We start from the raw sequence: 17,069 nt of genomic DNA, 5'->3' as shown, positions 1-17,069 counted from the left end.
CGTTTCAGTCCCATAGTCAGTCTCCTTTGTTGCACTAAATGCTATCAAAGGAGCGGCATCAAACCGCGACAGGTCCAGTCAAGAATGCCACTATTGGGTCATCTCCCGGCCTAACTCTATCTTTACTTGTAGAGTTTATTCCAAAGCTCGCAGCGAAAGAGCGCGTATCATCCGAAATGGAGAGATTGTAGATGGCCGACTATACGATGCTTGTGTTCTCATGGAATGATATCTTTCCGAGCCGAACGCAGACGGGCACACAAAATGATCTTGTAGGCGAAAGCTTCACTTTCAATGGCGGAGGGGATTTGGTCACCTACCGCGACAACGACAGCTTCAGCGGCTCATTCGGCGACCACGGTTTTACCGACAACCGGATCACCGGTACAATCGATGGTGTGAGCGTCAACGAAAGCCTGGTGAACCCTGAGTATGCCTATGTCATCAAGGATTCCAATGGCACAACCGTTGGCAAGATGTATGCAATTACCAAGAACAATGCCGATCTCTCGGATATCGAAGCGATGGTCTTCGATTTTCAACCCAGAGCAGGCGAGACCTACACCATTTCATCGGTCGATTCCACGCCTTCGACAAGCTACAGCAATCTTTACGTCTGTTTTGTAGCCGGAACACTGATCGAAACGTGCAAGGGTCCCGTTGCAGTGGAGGCGATCAAGCCGGGCGACAGGGTTCATACCAGAGACAGGGGCCTGCAAAAGGTCGCGTGGGTCGGATCACGGGAAATGAACTATCAGAAACTCGTCATGGACCCTCGGTCCCGCCCCATCCTGATCGCGGCGGGCGCTCTTGGTCGAGGGATACCAGCAACCCCTCTGGCCCTTTCGCCTCAGCACCGCGTGCTCGTCTCTTCGAAGATCATCGAGCGGATGACCGGACATGGGGAGATGATGGTCCCGGCCAAGAAGCTCTTGGATTTGGACGGAGTTGAGCAGTACCTGCCCGACGCAGGCGTGACCTATGTGCACATCCTGTGCGAGACGCATGAAATCGTGACTGCGAACGGAGCTTATGCCGAGACCATGTATCTGGGCGAAGAATCGATGAAAATGGTCAGCCAGGAAGACAATCAAGATATTGCGGCATTACACCCTCGCCTCGGTGATCGGATGGCGTTGCATCCGGCTGCTCTGGCCGGTCAGGAGTCCCGCGACAAGATCAACAAACTCGTTGATCGACACAGATCAAATAGCCGGGAAATCGTGCAGGGCGGCGCGTCTCGTAAACCCTCAACCGAGCGTTGATGGGTCGAAAGACAGCAGGCATAATCGAATCTTGCGGCGATACACCACGCTCATCTGATCATTGGTTTGTGTCAATTCGGGCTCTCGAGTAACCTGCGCTCGGCCCGCGAAAGCACTGTTAAACTGGTCCTGAACCAGAGAGCCAACCCGCCTTAAATAGCCGTTTTGTTGAAGCAGGCTGAATGGGAGATCAATTAGAAGATTCAGGAGCACAAACCCTTGGAGAATTTTCTACCATTTGCGACACTTTTTTTGGCAAATCTTCAGATCCAGACATTCGCGGCGCTACAGAAAGTTGGTGAGGCGGGATCTATGCCGACTTTAGCTGCGGCTGGCAGCAGGGTCAGCAGGTCGGACAAGGCGGTTATCGGTCATGATACAGACAATGGTTGCTTTCCTATGAAATGAAAAACCGATCGCAACCGGCACTTGGATGAGTGCGAGGAGAGAAACGCCGCGAATGTACTGAGGTCAAAAGCCGTAAGTCGTTAACCGCTTGCGCAGACTGGCATCAACGTTAGACGCTTCTTTCGGTAGGTCGATGCGGGCATCCCTACATATCTGCGAAACGCATTTCTGAAGCTCGACGGCTCAGTATACCCAACCTCCCCAGCAATATCGTCGATTGGCAGATCGGTTGTTTCGAGCATCTGTTTTGCTTCCTCGATTCTAAGCGTCTGAATATAATCGACCGGCGTTTGCCCTGTGGCTTTTCGGAACCTGCGCAACAGGCTGCGCTCGGTCAGGCCACTGCGCGCGGCCATTGCGGCTACGGGCGTTGCCAAGGCGTAGTTATCTGCGGCCCATACCTGCGCGTCGGCAACCAGTGCATCCTCGTGCTGGGCCCCTGCGGTCAGTGAGGCGTAGTGCAATTGCCCGTCATTATGCGGTTGAAGCAAGTAGATTTTGGCAATGCGTCGCGCCTCATCCTGACCTGCGATGCGCCCGATCAGATAGAGCACCAGATCGCCCCAGGACGACGCCCCGCCTGCTGTCACGACCCGATGCCCTGCGCCGGCCGGAATAAGGATACGCTCGCGGCGCATTCTGATTTTAGGATACTGTCGCGCGATGATCTCACAAAAGCCCCAGTGGCTCGTTGCTTCAAGCCCGTCCAGCAACCCCGCCTCGGCAAGCAGATAGGCCCCCGAGCAGACAGATGAAATCAACGCGCCACTGTCATAGGCTTTCTTCAACCAAGGAACGAACTGAGCAAATTCGTCTGGGACACCGGTGCCGGGTGCAAAGTGGAAATCGGGAACGATCACCAGGTCGGGATCAACAACATCAGCCAGCGATCCGTCAGGTGTAATGCTTCGACCATTGATGTCCTGATAGCGGGCCCCATCAACCGACAGTAATGCGGCATCGAATACCGGCGGTTTGGGGGCCGTCCCATGAAGCATTTCCCAGTCGCGCCCAACAGACGCCAAGGCATCAAGGATGCAATAGGCAGTCGACGTTCCGACGCAGGGCATGGTCAGCACGACGGTTCGGCAGGTTGTTTTTCCTTCCGGCATAAGATGTCCGATATTCACCTATTTGGTCAGATTTCAGCATATCACGACTCGACTGATGCTGCCAAGACACCCTCAGAAATTATGACAATCACAGAATACAAACTGGAGAAGACCAATGAATGAACAACCAAAAATCAATTTTGACGACTCCAAAGCCGCGCTTTTTGCAGAGCATATGGTCGACGTGCTGAATAATGCCTCGCTGGCGCTGATGACATCAATCGGCCACCGCACAGGTTTGTTTGACGCGCTTGCATCATTCCCAATTGCGACATCCGCAGCGCTTGCTGAGCGAGCAGATCTGGCTGAGCGTTATGTGCGCGAATGGCTGGGTGTCATGGTGACCTCGCGGGTCGTTGAATTCGATCCACATGCCAAGACCTATGCGCTGCCCCCTGAACATGCGGCTTTCCTGACGACGGCCGCGAAACCGGACAACATGGCTGTCACATGCCAGTTCATTGGCGTCATGGCCTCGGTTGAGGAAGAAATGGTTGCGCGGTTTCGGGATGGAGCCGGGACGCATTATCACGACTATTGCCGATTTCATGAGGTCATGGCGGAGGACAGCGCACAGCTTGTCGTGTCGGCATTGATGGATCACATTCTGCCACTCGAACCCGGTCTGATTGCGCGTCTTCAAGGCGGCATCGATGTGCTGGATGTCGGGTGCGGTGCCGGACGGGCCATGATGAAACTTGCGCGTGCCTTTCCCGCCAGTCGCTTTACCGGCGTTGATCTTTGCGAAGACGCATTTGTCGAAACGCAAGTTGAAGCGGCCAGATCGAACCTGTCAAACCTGCGCTTTCTTGCGCAGGATCTGTCACAGGTCACATCGCTTGGGAAATTTGATCTGATCACGGCCTTTGATGCAGTCCACGATCAGAAGGACCCGCAAGGTCTGCTTGATCTTGTCCATAACTCATTGGCTGAAGGCGGACTTTTTCTGATGCAGGACATTGGCGGGTCGCGGGATCTGCAAACCAACATCGAAAACCCCTTTGCACCGCTGCTTTACAGCCTGTCGCTGATGCACTGCACGCCTGTGTCCATTGGTCAGGGCGGTCCCGGCCTTGGGGCCATGTGGGGCATTGAGACCGCGCAGGAATACCTTGAGCGTGCGGGCTTTGGCCAGATCGAAACCCATACCCTGCCCCATGACCCCCTGAACGCATATTTTCTCGCGCACCTCTGAGCGCCACTTCTACGGAGTTTCATCATGACACCTTCCTATTCCACCACCGCAATTGTGATCGGCGCTGGTCTGTCCGGCATGGCCGCTGCCACAGAATTGCGTGAACGTGGCATCGCGGTCACGATCCTGGAGGCATCCGATCGCGTCGCAGACCCTTGGCGCGCGCGCCATCCAAAGCTGCGCCTGAACATTCACCGGCACTTTACCCGGCTGCCAGAACATCGCATGCCAGACAGGCCCGACGCCTTTCTGCCGCGTGATGCAGTCGTCAACTATCTGAGCGACTATGCCGATGGGCTGAAAGACCACATTCATTTCAATACGCGGGTTTTGTCCGTGCGCCGCGATGGCGCGGTTTGGTGGATCGAAACCAACAATGGCATCTACACGAGCACGGATCTGATCGTTGCGACGGGGCGGGAAAAAGTGCCCGAAATGCCGGTCTGGCCCGGTATGGAGGAGTTTGGTGGCAAGGTGATCCACGCTGCGGATTTCGGAGATCCGTCCGACTATGACGGCAAGAATGTTCTTGTCGTCGGGGCCGGAAATTCCGGGACTGACGTGTTGAATCATCTGTCACGCAGTGCGCCTGCTCAGGTTTGGGTGTCGGTAAGGCATGGCCCTTCGATCCTGCCGTCGCGGGTATTCGGTTGCTCCTTGCATCGACTGGCAAACCTGTTCACGCTTTTCCCGAAGTGGTCGCTAGACCCGATTTTTGCCGCCATGCAATGGACCTTTTTTGGCAATCTGCGCCGCTATGGCCTTCGTCGTCACAAGCTGGGCGGCGGGTCACGGATGCTTAAGGACGGGGTGACATTTGCCCTTGATGACGGATTCGTCGCCGCGCTGAAGTCGGGGCGTTTTGAAGCGGTGGAGCAGACCGTCGGTTTTGCGGCCTATACCGCTGAACTGGCCAACGGTCGAAAGGTGCGTCCGGACGTGGTGATCTGTGCAACGGGCTACCACGCGGATCTGGAGGACGTATTCGGCCACCTGGGCGCATTGGATGCCAAAGGCTATCCGCTGCATCCGTTGGGTCAGCAGGATGCACGCAATCCGGGGCTCTGGTTTACAGGATACGGTATTCTGTTCCAGGGGTTCTTTCATGCCGCCGGGATCAGCGCGCGTCGCATCGCCATGCACATTGCCGCACGCGAAAACCAGTCGCCAAACCCGCGGACGAAGGCAACACGGCAGCCCCTTTTCCCCTCTCAATCGCTTTCCACAACAGGAGCAAAACAATGACTTTCATGGACCATACACACGCAATACCCGGCCGCCCAAGATGGCGTAACCACGCCAGCAATCTGCTAAAGTGGTGGTGGGAACGCCGCAAGCGGCGGCAAGCCAACAAGAGGTTGTCCAGATTGCCGGACCACCTTCTGCGCGACGTCGGGCTGGAGCATCTGATTGATCTCACACCGGACAGGTCGTTCCGGCACCGGCTGCTCTAGGCGCTGGCATCAACTAAAGATAACGGTTGAAGGTATTCACATATCTTTCTGTGAGACCTGAAAATCTGCCATTATCCCTGATCCCTCAGACGTGTCGGTCGTGTCTGCAGTTCTGCCTGTAACGATCACGATCGGCACGTCGGTGTCGCTGGTTCATGCCGCGTCAAGACGATAACTTTTCATGTGATGGTGCGGCTTGTACTGGCGCTGACAGACAGTGATTTCGCTCCAAGTGCCAAGTTCCTGGTTTCGGGTCTAGGCCCAGTCAATGTGGACGGGCAATTTGGGAAATGCGCTGGAACTTCTTGCGGTAAGCCGCAGGAGACAATCCCGTGCCGCGTTTGAAAACCCGCCGAAACGAAGCCGGATCGTCATATCCAATTTCTGCCCCAACTTCGTCATTTGAAAGCTGATCTGTCTCCAGCATCTGTTTGGCTTCTTCGACGCGGAGCGCTTGTACATATTCGATCGGGGCAAATCCTGTCGCCGCCCGGAAACGTCGCGAAAAGGTGCGCGCATTCAGTCCTGACCGCGCAATCATCTTCTCAACCGGCTTGGCAGTTGCATAATGATCCGCGATCCACATCTGACACTCGGAAATCGGGCCGTCGCTTGAATCCATCGGGCGGGTCATCACCGAATACGGCGACTGACCTTCGGAATGTCCGCTGATCAGGAACACCTTGGCGGTCTCAATCGCGGTCTGATAGCCACAAAATCGTGCGATCAGATAGACGGCGAGGTCATGCCAGGCACTGACCGCACCCGCCGTTACGATCCGGTCGCTTTCTGCCGCGAGGCAAAGTACGGACTCATTGCGAAACGTAATCTTTGGAAAATGGCGCTGAAACATATCACGGTAAGCCCAATGTGCCGTCGCCTGTCGGCCATCCAGCAACCCGGATTCGGCCAGCAAAAGTGAGCCGGAACAAACCGATGTCAGCAGCGCCCCTTGCCGATGCATCCGCTTGATCCAATCAACTTCACGAGGATATCGGGCTTTGGGCACATCATAGATAGACGTGTACATGTCGCAGACCACAACAGCGTCGGCACTGTCAGTTTTGCTAACTGCGTAGTGCGGTTCGACCGGGATGTTTCCGACACAGTGAAAAGGCTTGCCATCGGCAGATGCGATGCAGACATCCAGCAGTTCTTCGCCCGGCGCACCAACCACCATATCCGGATAAACCGCACCAGCGGACATCAGAACATCATAGAGCCCGTAAAGAACCGATGCAGAGGTTTCCGGCGCGGCGAGCAATACGATCAGAGGCTTTTTATCGGTATCCAAGAGACCCTCCTGTCCGAAACGGCGCGGTCTTGGCAAATTTGCCATACACGTTTGTCCAGTATGCCACGCCAATGGCCGAATTACCACTGATATGGCCGCCGTCGGTCGCGTAACAATAACCCATACCTACAATGGAACAGCGCGAAGGAATGACGCCGTGAACAACATGGATGCAGACACGACACCATCACTCAAGGGACTGAGCGGTGAAACCTTGATGCCCGACGCTGCGGGTTTTGATGACGCACGCGCTGTGTGGAACGCAATGATCGACCGGCGACCTGCCATGATCGTGCGCTGCCGGAATGCGGACGATGTGATCGCGGCTGTGAATCATGCGCGCGGAAACGATCTCGCAATTTCCATTCGCGCTGGTGGCCACAATGTGGCGGGTCACGCGGTCTGTGATGATGGGCTGATGATTGATCTTAGTCTGATGCGCAATGTGACCGTTGATCCTGACGCGCGTATCGCATCTGTTGACGGCGGGGCGCTGTGGCGCGATGTAGATGCGGCAAGCCAGGCCCATGGTTTGGCAACGCCGGGCGGCCTTATTTCAGATACCGGCGTGGCCGGATTGACCCTTTCTGGCGGGATCGGCTGGCTTCGGGCCAAGCATGGATTGTCGGTCGACAATCTGGTTGCTGCCGATGTGGTGACGGCGAATGGTGTTCTGGTTCACACCAGTGCAGACGAAAACCCAGACCTGCTTTGGGCACTCAAGGGTGGTGGTGGCAATTTCGGGGTGGTTGTGCGGTTTGAGTTTGCGCTCCATCCCATCGGCCACAAGGTTATGTTTGCCGCCCCGATCTATGCGGTTGAGGATGGGCCGGGGCCGATCCGGGCATGGCGCGATTTTCTGGCCAGACACGGTGATCTTGTCGGATCACTCTGCGAATTTTCAACGGCCGGCGGTGAAGACTTTCCGCAAGAAACCTGGGGCAAGCGGGTCTACACTTTGGCCTGTGTCTACAACGGAGATGCGGCCGAAGGCGAAGCGCTTTTGCAGCCTCTTCGCGAACTCGACGGTATGGTGACCGACTTCTCGGGCCGGATGAACTATTGCGATGTGCAACAGCTTTTTGACACGCTGATGCCCGCAGGAGAGTTCCGTTGCTATTGGAAGGCACGTTACCTGACGGATTTGTCGGACGAGATGATTGATCTGGCAATGAAGAATGCAGACGCCGCCCCGTCGGACATTTCGATATCATCTTTGTGGAATTTCGGCGGGGCCACTGCAAAGGTCGCAGCAGAGGCAACAGCCTTTGGTGATCGCACTATGGGCTGGATGTATTCGCTGGATGGTGTGTGGTCAGACGCCGATGACGATGCAGCGAACATCGACTGGTCACGCAGGGGCTGGGAAAGCGCTGAACCGCACGGCCACCACGGCAGGGCCTATCTTAACTTTCCGGGCCACGGAGAGGACGGAGACGCGCTTACCCGTGCATCCTTTGGCGCAAACTATCAACGGCTGGTCGAGATCAAGACAAAATACGATCCCGAAAACCGGTTTCGGTTTAACCAGAACATTCCGCCGGAGGTTTGATATGCCTGTTCCATCCCCGCTCCCCCCAATGGGTTCGGGTGAGATTTTTCTCACCGAAGGTGGCTCGGAAACCGAAATCATGTATCGCCATGGGTTCGACCTGCCTGAATTTTCGATGCTGCCTTTGCTGGACAACCCGCAGGCCGTTTCCGCGATGCGCGGGATGTTTTCCGAGCAGCTTGATGTGGCGGCAGAATATGGCATGTCTTTCCTGCTGACCGGGCTCGATTATCGCGCCAGCCCGGACTGGGGTACCAAGCTGGGTTATTCTGCCTCTGGCCTGGCAGATGCGAACATCACGGCAATCGCGTTTCTTCGGGACATTGCGAAAGGATATGAGGGTCAGATCCCCCGTCTTCTTGTTGGCGGTATTCTTGGGCCGCGCGGTGATGCCTATAGCCTTAACAAAGAGATCACCGCCGAAAGCGCCGAGGACTACCACGCTGTTCAGCTTGAGACGTTGAAACAGGCAGACGTGGATTTTGCATGCGCTGCAACGTTCAACAACATCGCTGAATCCGTTGGCGCATTACGCGCCGCCGACAGGATCGGTGTGCCGCTGTCGGTGTCTTTGACGCTCGACAGTTCGTGCAGGTTGAGGTCAGGCCCTACTCTTGCCGAAGCAATCACGGAAATTGACGCGCAGTCCGGCGGGGCTGCTCCGGAGTTTTACATGGTCAATTGCTCCCATCCGCTTGAATATTAACCGGCCCTTGAACCGGGGGATTGGATCAAGAGGCTGCGCGGGGTGCGCCCCAATGCGTCGAAGATGGAGAAGCTAGCCCTTTGTAAGCTCGGGCATATCGAGGATGGCAACCCTGTCGAGCTTGGCTCACAAATGCTGAGACTCTCCAGGCGCTACCCGCATATGGATATCTTTGGTGGATGCTGTGGAACCGGACACAATCACTTGCGCGAGATTGCGAAGGCGCTGGTGAAAATCTGACAACCAGCGTTAGATTCTGCACGAAGACTTACCCTTCAGTCGACCTCCACATGCGGTATTTTGGGCTTTTGGCCGCCTGACGGCAGATCGCAGCTCGCGAAGACAGATGTCCATGGGTCTTCCTGTCTGCAATCGCACTCGCCGCGAACGTCATATTTTGGCTATGAGTTCTGGCCCTAGACAGTTCAGCAACAGCTACCTAAGCTTTTCAGCAGGATTTCCGACAATAGGGGTGTGAGGACGTGACAAGAATATTCGCAATAGCGGCGGCAACATGCGCGCTGATGACAACCACTGCGTGGGCCGACGAACATTGTTCAACAGGCAAAACACTGACCGAGGGCAAATTCACCATCGCCACCGGCAATCCAGCGTATTACCCTTGGGTAATAGACGATGCGCCCGAAAGCGGCCAGGGCTTTGAGGCTGCGGTGGCTTATGCTGTCGCTGCTGAAATGGGATTTGCTGCGGAGGACGTGGTTTGGGTACGGTCATCGTTTGATGAGGCGATCCAGCCGGGTGCGAAAGATTTCGACGTCAACATGCAGCAGTATTCGATCACCGCAGAACGTGATGAGGTTGTCGATTTTTCCGCGCCTTACTACAGCGCGCCAATGGCTGTGCTCGTCAGCCCTGGTGCGGTTGATACAGCCCCAACATTTTCGGCCTTGAAAGCGTTGAAGTGGGGTGCGGTTGGATCGACCACCGCGGTGTCAAAACTGACCGACGTCGTGCAACCTGAAAGTGATCTTTTACTCTATGGTGACAACGCAGACGTCAACGCCGCAATGTCCGCAAATCAAATTGATGCGGCCCTGTTTGATTTGCCAACCGCGTTGTTCCTAAGCGCTGTGATGATCGAGGGATCCAAAGTCATTGGCCAGTTTCCTGCGGATGCAGGCGACAACCCTGACCAGTTTGGCATGCTGCTGGAAGAAGGCAATCCGCTGAAGGCCTGCATCGACACCGCGATTGCAGCATTGACGGAAAATGGCACGCTTGCCGCGATTGAGGCAAAGTGGCTGCAGGACACCACCGGTGTTCCATTGATCAAGTAGCATGGCACATCGAGAAGCGGCGCGCATAACACGCCGTGAACATTATGAGCGGCAACAGCGACGGCGCGCGTCGCTGATTGCAGCAGCAAGTACAGCAATAGTTGTTTTGGCCCTCGTGATATTTGTGCCCATGACACCAGGCTGGGAAAAAGTTCAAAAGAGCTTTTTCAATGGTGCCGTCTTGGTCAAATCGTTTCCGAAATTACTGGATGCTTTCAAGATCAACATCATGATCTTTGCATGGTCCGCGCCCGCCATTGCAGTGCTTGGCCTGTTGATTGCCCTCGCCCGCGACACGAAGGCACCGGCATTGTTTCCGCTGCGCATTTTTGGTGCTGTATTTACAGATGTGTTCCGTGGCGTCCCGGTGATCTTGACTGTCTACCTGATCGGTTTTGGCATTCCCGGACTGGGGCTGCCGCGCCCGTGGAATTCACCCTACATCTGGGGATCCCTTGCGCTAATCCTGACCTATTCAGCCTACGTGGCCGAGATCTTCCGCGCCGGTATCGACAGCGTACACCATAGCCAGAGATCAGCCGCGCTGTCACTGGGTCTGTCGGAACGTCAGGCGATGCGCGATGTCATCCTGCCTCAGGCGGTCCGCAATGTGGTGCCCAGTCAGATGAATATGCTGATCGCGTTGCAAAAAGATGTTTCATTGCTCAGCTTCATAGGGCCGGTTGAGATATTTCGGCAGGCCGGTGTGTTTAAATCCTTGCTGGCCAACTTTACGCCCTATGTCGGCGCTGCAATCATCTTTCTGATCGTTACAATTCCCGCTACCCGCTACGCAGATTACCTGATGGCGCGCCAAATGCGGGAACGGCGCTGATGGCAAAGCTTCAGTTGCGTTCGGTCGTCAAACGTTTCGGCCAAGTCATTGTTTGCGATGGCATCGACCTAGACGTGGAAGAGGGTCAGATGGTCTGCCTGATCGGGGCATCCGGTGCGGGCAAATCAACACTGTTGCGATGTATCAATCTGTTGGAACCGATCGAGGAAGGCGAGATTTTCCTGGATGGGCACGACATCGCGGTCCCCGGGCTTGACCCGCAAGATGTGCGCGGGCGGATCGGTATGGTGTTCCAGAATTTCAACCTGTTTCCACATATGACGGCGCTGGAGAATACCATGCTCGCACCACGGCGCGTAAGGGGTCTGTCACGCGCGCAGTTGCAGCCAGAGGTTGAGGCCTTGTTCGGCAAATTCAATTTGGCGGACCGTATGCACAACTACCCCGATCAATTGTCCGGCGGCCAACAGCAACGCGTGGCGATTGTGCGGGCGCTGGCAATGCGCCCCGAAGTGATGCTGTTCGACGAAATTACCTCTGCGCTTGATCCGCAGTTGGTCGGAGAAGTTCTGGATGTTCTGCTGATGTTGAAACAGCAGGGCATGACGATGGTCTTGGCTACGCATGAAATGGGGTTCGCGCGGCAGGCCGCCGACAAGGTATGCTTTCTCAAAGATGGACAGATCATAGAAGAAGGTCCTCCATCCGCCGTATTTGACACACCACAAAAAGACGCCACCAAGGCATTCCTCGCTCGCGCACTTAAGTAACCTGCCTTGACGGAACAACTGAGGCAGTTTGCTGTTGATTGTTGTTTTGAAGAACGCGCTGTCACGGTGGCCTTCCGGGAATTCCAAGCGCACTCGGAACGCTGATACGGACATTGGCTTCAATAACCGCATCTGGGCGACGGGCGCATATGCCAGGTGAGCTTGGTGTTTCCAAACTGGCCCTCCGACACGTCACCACGTCCCGACGTTAGCAAAGCATTTGATCTAGGACTGCGGAGATACTTTCGACGTCAACCTCGAGACCACCCTACCCGTCCCTTTTCAACTGAGTCTGATACCCTTCCATGTGCACGAACATCGCGAAGTAACGGGGTGCAAATTACCCGCGTGCGGAGATAGCCTTGGAAGGCCTCAAGCCAGCGCGTTTCAACGCGCTGGGAGCATTGCGACCGTTTGCTGCGACTTACACGGCGGTCAGCTATGCGCAGATTGCCGGCATTGCAAAGTTGAGTAGCCAGAGACGTCAATCGCCGAGTTCAGCCCTTTTGATAATCCGCAGTTCTCGCAGAATGTGGCAGCTTTTCTCTCGAAAAACCGCACCGAGGGTGTTCGCCAGCTTTGCAACTCGTGTCCCTCCGCTTGTGACGTGCGCAATTTTGTAGCAAAGTTTAAGCGAACGTTAGAGCTATCGCATCGCACAATAATCACTTTGGAGCTCAATCATGACACTTAAAGTTGTGGGCGCAGGTATCGGGCGCACTGGTACTTTTTCTTTGAAGCATGCTTTGGAGCGGCTGGGTTTCGGACCCTGCCATCACATGATCGAACTGCTTGGGAACATGCCGCAGCAGCTGCCGCTCTGGCAATCAGCGGTTGCCGGTCAGCCAGACTGGGATCGGATCTACATGGGTTATCATAGTGCCGTCGATTGGCCTACGGCGCGATTTTACCGTGAATTACATGCGGTCTATCCGGACGCAAAGTTCATTCTTGGACATCGCAGCCCCCAAAGCTGGGCAGAAAGCTTTTCTCAAACCATCTACATGGCTCTTTCTGACATCGAAAAGGCACCGGCAGAACAGCATGACTGGCTCCGCATGGTGACTGAGCTGATTACCCAGAACGGTATTCCCCCCGGCCTTGATGTGGCTGGGCTGGAGCAGGCCTACATCGCGCATGTCGAGGCGGTAAAGGGTTCCATTCCCCCGGAACAGCTTTTGGTGTTTGAGGCCAAAGACGGTTGGGAGCCGTTGTGCGAGTTTCTAAGTCTTCCAGTACCCGACGAACCTTATCCACGGACGAATGATCGGGCGGAATTCTGGGAGCACATGAAGGGGGAGGCCTGAGAACCGCAGGCGGGCTTGCGAATTTTTCCAATCAGGCAATAATCAGCTTTATTGGAAAGCAGTAAGCATATGGAAGAAATCCGAAGACTCGCAGCGATTCTTTTTGCTGATATTGCGGGGTTTAGTCGCCTCACTCACGAAGATGAGGATGGCATGCTCGCAGAATTGCGAAATTTGCGCCGCGAGGTCATCGATCCGACGGTCGCAGCCCACAGTGGGCGCGTGGTAAAGCGCACGGGCGACGGCGCGCTTGTAGAGTTTCGCAGCGTTGTCCAAGCGACACGCTGCGCAATCCAACTTCAGAATACCATGGCGGAACGAAACGCAGGTGCGCCGTCGGACCGCCGAATTGAGTTTCGTATTGGCATTCACCTTGGTGATGTCGTCGAAGAAGAAGATGGCGATTTGATGGGTGATGGTGTCAATGTCGCCGCGCGTCTTGAGGGGATTGCAAAAGCAGGTGCGATCTGCATTTCCGATGATGCCTATCGGCACGTGCGGACGCGTCTCGACATGTCGGTCACCGACATGGGCGAGCAGATGCTCAAAAACATCGCCGAGCCGATGAAAGTCTACGCATTGCAGGTTGGGACACCCAGCAAAACGGCTGGCCCTGCGCTCGATCTATCGGCAGATGCATTGTCACTCGATAAACCTTCCATTGCGGTGCTGCCATTCACCAACATGTCGGGCGATCCTGAGCAGGAATATTTTGCCGATGGCATGGCAGAAGACATTATCACGGCATTGTCCAAATTTGAGCAGCTATTCGTGATCGCGCGCAACTCGAGCTTTGTCTACAAGGGACGTGCAGTCGACATCATGCAGGTCGGACGGGATCTTGGGGTACGATACGTTCTGGAAGGCAGCGTGCGCAAAGCAGGCGACCGGGTGCGTATCACCGGCCAGCTTATAAATGCCGCTACCGGGAACCACCTCTGGGCCGACAGGTTTGATGGACACCTTGAAAATGTATTTGATCTTCAAGATGAGATTACGGCAAGCGTAGTCGGCGCAATTGAGCCCACTGTGCGCAAGGCGGAAATCGAGCGGGCAAAGACCAAGCGCCCCGAGCATATGGGAGCCTACGATCTGTTTCTGCAGGCGCTTCCGCACATCTATGCGATCCGTCCCGAAAGCAACTTGAAAGCGCTGGAATTCTTGATGAAGGCCATAGAAATCGATCCAGACTACGCGCCCGCCTTGGGGCATGCGAGCTGGTGTCTTGTTCAGCGGATCACGCGCCCTTGGGACAATTTCAGCGAGGATGATCTGAATCTGGCCGTATCCTTTGCACGCCGTGTTCTGGACGTGGGCAGCGATGATGCGCAAGCAGTCGTTTTGGGAGGGTTCACACTTGTCATGCTGCGCGCCGATTACCTTGCGGGTCTGGACGCCGTGCGGCGTGCAATCAACCTCAACCCCGGGTCAGGATTTGTGAATTCCATGGCTGGCTGCGCGCTGGTTTTTGGCGATAACGCCGAAGCGGGGCTGATGCTATTGGATCGCGCCATGGCTCTAGGACCGCAGGATCCGAATTTTTTCAGCCATCTGCTTGTTTCTGCTGCCGGTCACCTGTTTTCTGGTCATCCTGAAAGGGCCTTGGAACTGGCCAATCAATCGCTCGCGCTGAACGCGACGGTGGATTCGACCTATTGGGTGTTGATTGCCACTTACACGGCGCTTGGCAGGCTTGAGGATGCAAAGCGTACCGCGAGACTGTTACTTGCTGCTTATCCAAAGACGACTGCTTCGGGGTACAGACGCGTGCTACCAATCAGGAACAAAACGTCTCTTGAGATGGTGACTAACAGCTGCCGAGAAGCTGGTATCCCCGAATAGGCCAAAACCCAATACGCCGCCCTCGGTGAATGGCCCGAGGCGACCCTGCATGGGCTGTCGGAATCCGATATGGAGGTCCGATTCTGGTCTGGCAGCAGTCATTGGAGGTGTCTCGCGCGAAAGGCCGTTTTGGGCCGGAACAACTGGGTGAAAGTCACCTTGCGGACCGCGTGCTTTGATTAACCGCCCCATATCCCGCGCGCCGCGCTTAGACATGCGATGACGATAAGAAATATGCCCATTGCGCGGCTGAGCTTAATCTCAAGTGTTCTGCCGTTGCTTAATCTGCTTGTCAGTTTCGACATCGACCATGCGCTGCCACCATAGATCGCGATCTGAACAAGGGCGATGACCATGCCAAGGATAATCACCTGAATTCCGAACGACCCCTTTTCGGGCTGGATAAACTGGGGAAAGATCGCGAACATGAAGAAATAGGCTTTGGGGTTCAGCAGACAGGTGATGACCCCTTGTCCCATGGTGGTAAAATGCGACCGTGCCTTTGTGGCATGCGCGGACTGGGGACCTGGTACCGTCATCAGAAGCTGGTAGCCAAGCCAAGCCAAATAAGCAGCGCCTAAAAACAACATCACCGAAAACGCGCCGGGCACTGCCTGTAAAATCAAACCGATCCCAAGATAGGCCATAACGCTATGCGCCATCCCACCGACAACAATGCCACTTATGGCAGCCAAGCCGATACTGCGACCACCCGCCAACGTATTACCTATGACGAACGCCATGTCAGAGCCGGGTAAGGCAATGATCCCCACAACCAGAATGAAAAAGATCCAAAGTTGTCCCGCCCCGATGAGGGAAATCAGTGCCATGCTGCTGCTCCTGCATTGTATTCGGGAAACAGCTATCACTCATTACATGACAAGGAATGTCATGTTTAATCAGAATAATATGCGGCCAGTCGGAATACTTCTTTTTGCACAGCCGAGCGAAGCGTTTGTGGGGCGATCACCTTGGCCTCGGCACCAAGTGACAGAATTTCGCGCACCGTGTTTGCCTCGCCCTCAACTGCCAGATCAATATCCGTGACATCGGGTTGATCTGGTACAGAAAAATGGGCGATCGGCGTCAGACCCATGCCTTTCAATAGGTTTTGCCCCTTTTGTGTCACCCGCAGACGTGCGCGGTTGGGCCTGATGCGGCCTTCAAACGACGAGACCCATTCGCCCCAAAACTGGCTGACGTCAAAATCGGGCGGGCGTTCGAATTTTTTCTCCAATATCGAAAGGCTTTGAATATTGGCAACCTTATAGACCCGCATTGTCTGGTCGCGTCCGATCAGATACCAGACACCAGCCTTCAGCACGACGGCAATCGCATCCAAGTCACGCTGGACCGGGCCTTTCCAGCTTTCATAAAGAATTGAAATGCGCTGATCGGCCCAGATGGCCTGCGCAATGGAAATCACATAAGGCGTTTCCTCTTTCTTGCGGTACCAGCCTAGAGGATCAAGATGAAAACGATCCGCCACCATCGCGGCTTTGACACGTGTTTCCTTGGGAAGAGCGGCCATCAATTTGCGCTCCGTTTGTGACAACGCATCAGTCAACCCAAGATCACCCAGCGCAGTCCCGATCCCTGACAGCATCAAGACGCTCGCTTCATCCGCATCAAGTCCGGTCAGTCTGGTCTGATACCCGTCCAAAAGTCGAAAGCCACCCTGACGGCCACGTTCGGCGTAGATCGGAACACCAGCAGCGCTCAGCTCATCTACATCTCGGTGAATCGTTCTTGGCGAAACCTCTAGTTCCGCTGCTAGCTGATCAGCAGTTCGATGCCCGCGGGCCTGCAAAATCATCAGGATAGATAAGAGACGCGACGCTTTCATGCAAAAATCCTCAAAATTTGCTGTGGCAAATTAATCATGACATCAATTGGCATGTTATGGCAGCTACCGATCGAATGTCATCATCAAAGAAAGGGAACCATAAGACCCAGGCATCGACGACTTACCCGAAGTCGAACCGGACAGACCAAGATGCAGACAGGTATTTGACGACAGTCCCTTTGAAGCGGCCATCGGCACCGCCGCAGCGAAAGCAAACTTTATCA

General features: G+C 55.1%; 14 protein-coding genes and 2 pseudogenes. 12 read left to right on the top strand and 4 right to left on the bottom strand.

Annotation, left to right across the window (positions count from 1 at the left end; genetic code table 11):
• Positions 1-191: 191 nt before the first annotated feature.
• Positions 192-1,265: a Hint domain-containing protein gene (locus ACEWL3_RS15660; protein ID WP_386180457.1), complete on the top strand. Its 1,074-nt coding sequence runs from the start codon at positions 192-194 to the stop codon at positions 1,263-1,265.
• A 488-nt stretch (positions 1,266-1,753) separates the two neighbouring features.
• Here ACEWL3_RS15660 and ACEWL3_RS15655 read toward each other — a convergent pair whose 3' ends face one another.
• Positions 1,754-2,803, bottom strand: coding sequence for a GlxA family transcriptional regulator (locus tag ACEWL3_RS15655; protein ID WP_435001137.1), 1,050 nt, complete (start codon positions 2,801-2,803; stop codon positions 1,754-1,756).
• Positions 2,804-2,900: 97 nt separating this feature from the next.
• Between ACEWL3_RS15655 and ACEWL3_RS15650 the strand changes: the two genes are divergently transcribed.
• Genes ACEWL3_RS15650 through ACEWL3_RS15640 form a run of 3 tightly spaced genes read left to right on the top strand, consistent with a single transcriptional unit; the run spans position 2,901 to position 5,434 of the window.
• Positions 2,901-3,980, top strand: a complete 1,080-nt coding sequence (locus tag ACEWL3_RS15650) for a class I SAM-dependent methyltransferase (protein ID WP_386180451.1) — start codon at positions 2,901-2,903, stop codon at positions 3,978-3,980.
• 24 nt (positions 3,981-4,004) lie between these two features.
• Positions 4,005-5,225, top strand: a complete 1,221-nt coding sequence (locus tag ACEWL3_RS15645) for a flavin-containing monooxygenase (RefSeq protein ID WP_386180448.1) — start codon at positions 4,005-4,007, stop codon at positions 5,223-5,225.
• Positions 5,222-5,434 carry a YjiS-like domain-containing protein gene (locus ACEWL3_RS15640; protein WP_386180445.1) on the top strand — a complete coding sequence of 71 codons (213 nt, stop codon included), beginning with the start codon at positions 5,222-5,224 and terminating at the stop codon, positions 5,432-5,434. The genes ACEWL3_RS15645 and ACEWL3_RS15640 overlap by 4 nt, the downstream gene beginning before the upstream one ends.
• 265 nt (positions 5,435-5,699) lie before the next feature.
• Here ACEWL3_RS15640 and ACEWL3_RS15635 read toward each other — a convergent pair whose 3' ends face one another.
• Positions 5,700-6,728 carry a GlxA family transcriptional regulator gene (locus ACEWL3_RS15635; protein WP_386180442.1) on the bottom strand — a complete coding sequence of 343 codons (1,029 nt, stop codon included), beginning with the start codon at positions 6,726-6,728 and terminating at the stop codon, positions 5,700-5,702.
• Between the two features lie 166 nt (positions 6,729-6,894).
• Here ACEWL3_RS15635 and ACEWL3_RS15630 point away from each other — a divergent pair, with 166 nt between their 5' ends.
• The 8 genes and pseudogenes from ACEWL3_RS15630 (at position 6,895) to ACEWL3_RS15595 (ending at position 14,999) form a co-directional block, all read left to right on the top strand.
• Positions 6,895-8,280 carry an FAD-binding oxidoreductase gene (locus ACEWL3_RS15630; protein ID WP_386180500.1) on the top strand — a complete coding sequence of 462 codons (1,386 nt, stop codon included), beginning with the start codon at positions 6,895-6,897 and terminating at the stop codon, positions 8,278-8,280.
• A gap of 1 nt (position 8,281) precedes the next feature.
• Positions 8,282-9,226, top strand: a pseudogene (locus ACEWL3_RS15625) (homocysteine S-methyltransferase family protein).
• Between the two features lie 80 nt (positions 9,227-9,306).
• Positions 9,307-9,393 (top strand): annotated as a pseudogene (locus ACEWL3_RS15620) (IS5/IS1182 family transposase); the annotation flags it as partial.
• A gap of 117 nt (positions 9,394-9,510) precedes the next feature.
• Positions 9,511-10,284: an ABC transporter substrate-binding protein gene (locus ACEWL3_RS15615; RefSeq protein ID WP_386180439.1), complete on the top strand. Its 774-nt coding sequence runs from the start codon at positions 9,511-9,513 to the stop codon at positions 10,282-10,284.
• A gap of 1 nt (position 10,285) precedes the next feature.
• Positions 10,286-11,119 (top strand): amino acid ABC transporter permease, encoded by an 834-nt coding sequence (locus ACEWL3_RS15610; RefSeq protein WP_386180436.1) that lies wholly within the window; start codon positions 10,286-10,288, stop codon positions 11,117-11,119.
• Complete coding sequence (locus ACEWL3_RS15605; RefSeq protein WP_386180433.1) at positions 11,119-11,850, top strand: amino acid ABC transporter ATP-binding protein; 732 nt, start codon at positions 11,119-11,121, stop codon at positions 11,848-11,850. The genes ACEWL3_RS15610 and ACEWL3_RS15605 overlap by 1 nt, the downstream gene beginning before the upstream one ends.
• A 683-nt stretch (positions 11,851-12,533) precedes the next feature.
• On the top strand, positions 12,534-13,157 hold the full coding sequence (locus ACEWL3_RS15600; RefSeq protein ID WP_386180430.1) for a sulfotransferase family protein: 624 nt from the start codon (positions 12,534-12,536) through the stop codon (positions 13,155-13,157).
• Positions 13,158-13,226: 69 nt separating this feature from the next.
• A complete protein-coding gene (locus ACEWL3_RS15595) occupies positions 13,227-14,999 on the top strand; it encodes an adenylate/guanylate cyclase domain-containing protein (RefSeq protein WP_386180427.1) in 1,773 nt (590 codons plus the stop codon).
• 179 nt (positions 15,000-15,178) lie between these two features.
• Here the strand turns inward: ACEWL3_RS15595 and ACEWL3_RS15590 are convergent, their stop codons facing one another.
• Both ACEWL3_RS15590 and ACEWL3_RS15585 read right to left on the bottom strand, forming a co-directional pair.
• On the bottom strand, positions 15,179-15,829 hold the full coding sequence (locus ACEWL3_RS15590; RefSeq protein ID WP_386180424.1) for a LysE family translocator: 651 nt from the start codon (positions 15,827-15,829) through the stop codon (positions 15,179-15,181).
• A gap of 65 nt (positions 15,830-15,894) precedes the next feature.
• Complete coding sequence (locus tag ACEWL3_RS15585) at positions 15,895-16,845, bottom strand: helix-turn-helix transcriptional regulator (protein WP_386180421.1); 951 nt, start codon at positions 16,843-16,845, stop codon at positions 15,895-15,897.
• Positions 16,846-17,069: the final 224 nt, after the last annotated feature.

It is taken from the genome of Sulfitobacter sediminivivens (assembly GCF_042611115.2).
GTDB lineage: Bacteria > Pseudomonadota > Alphaproteobacteria > Rhodobacterales > Rhodobacteraceae > Sulfitobacter > Sulfitobacter sediminivivens.
The sequence above is the reverse complement of the archived record's forward strand: the minus strand, read 5'-3'. Positions and strand labels throughout refer to the sequence as shown.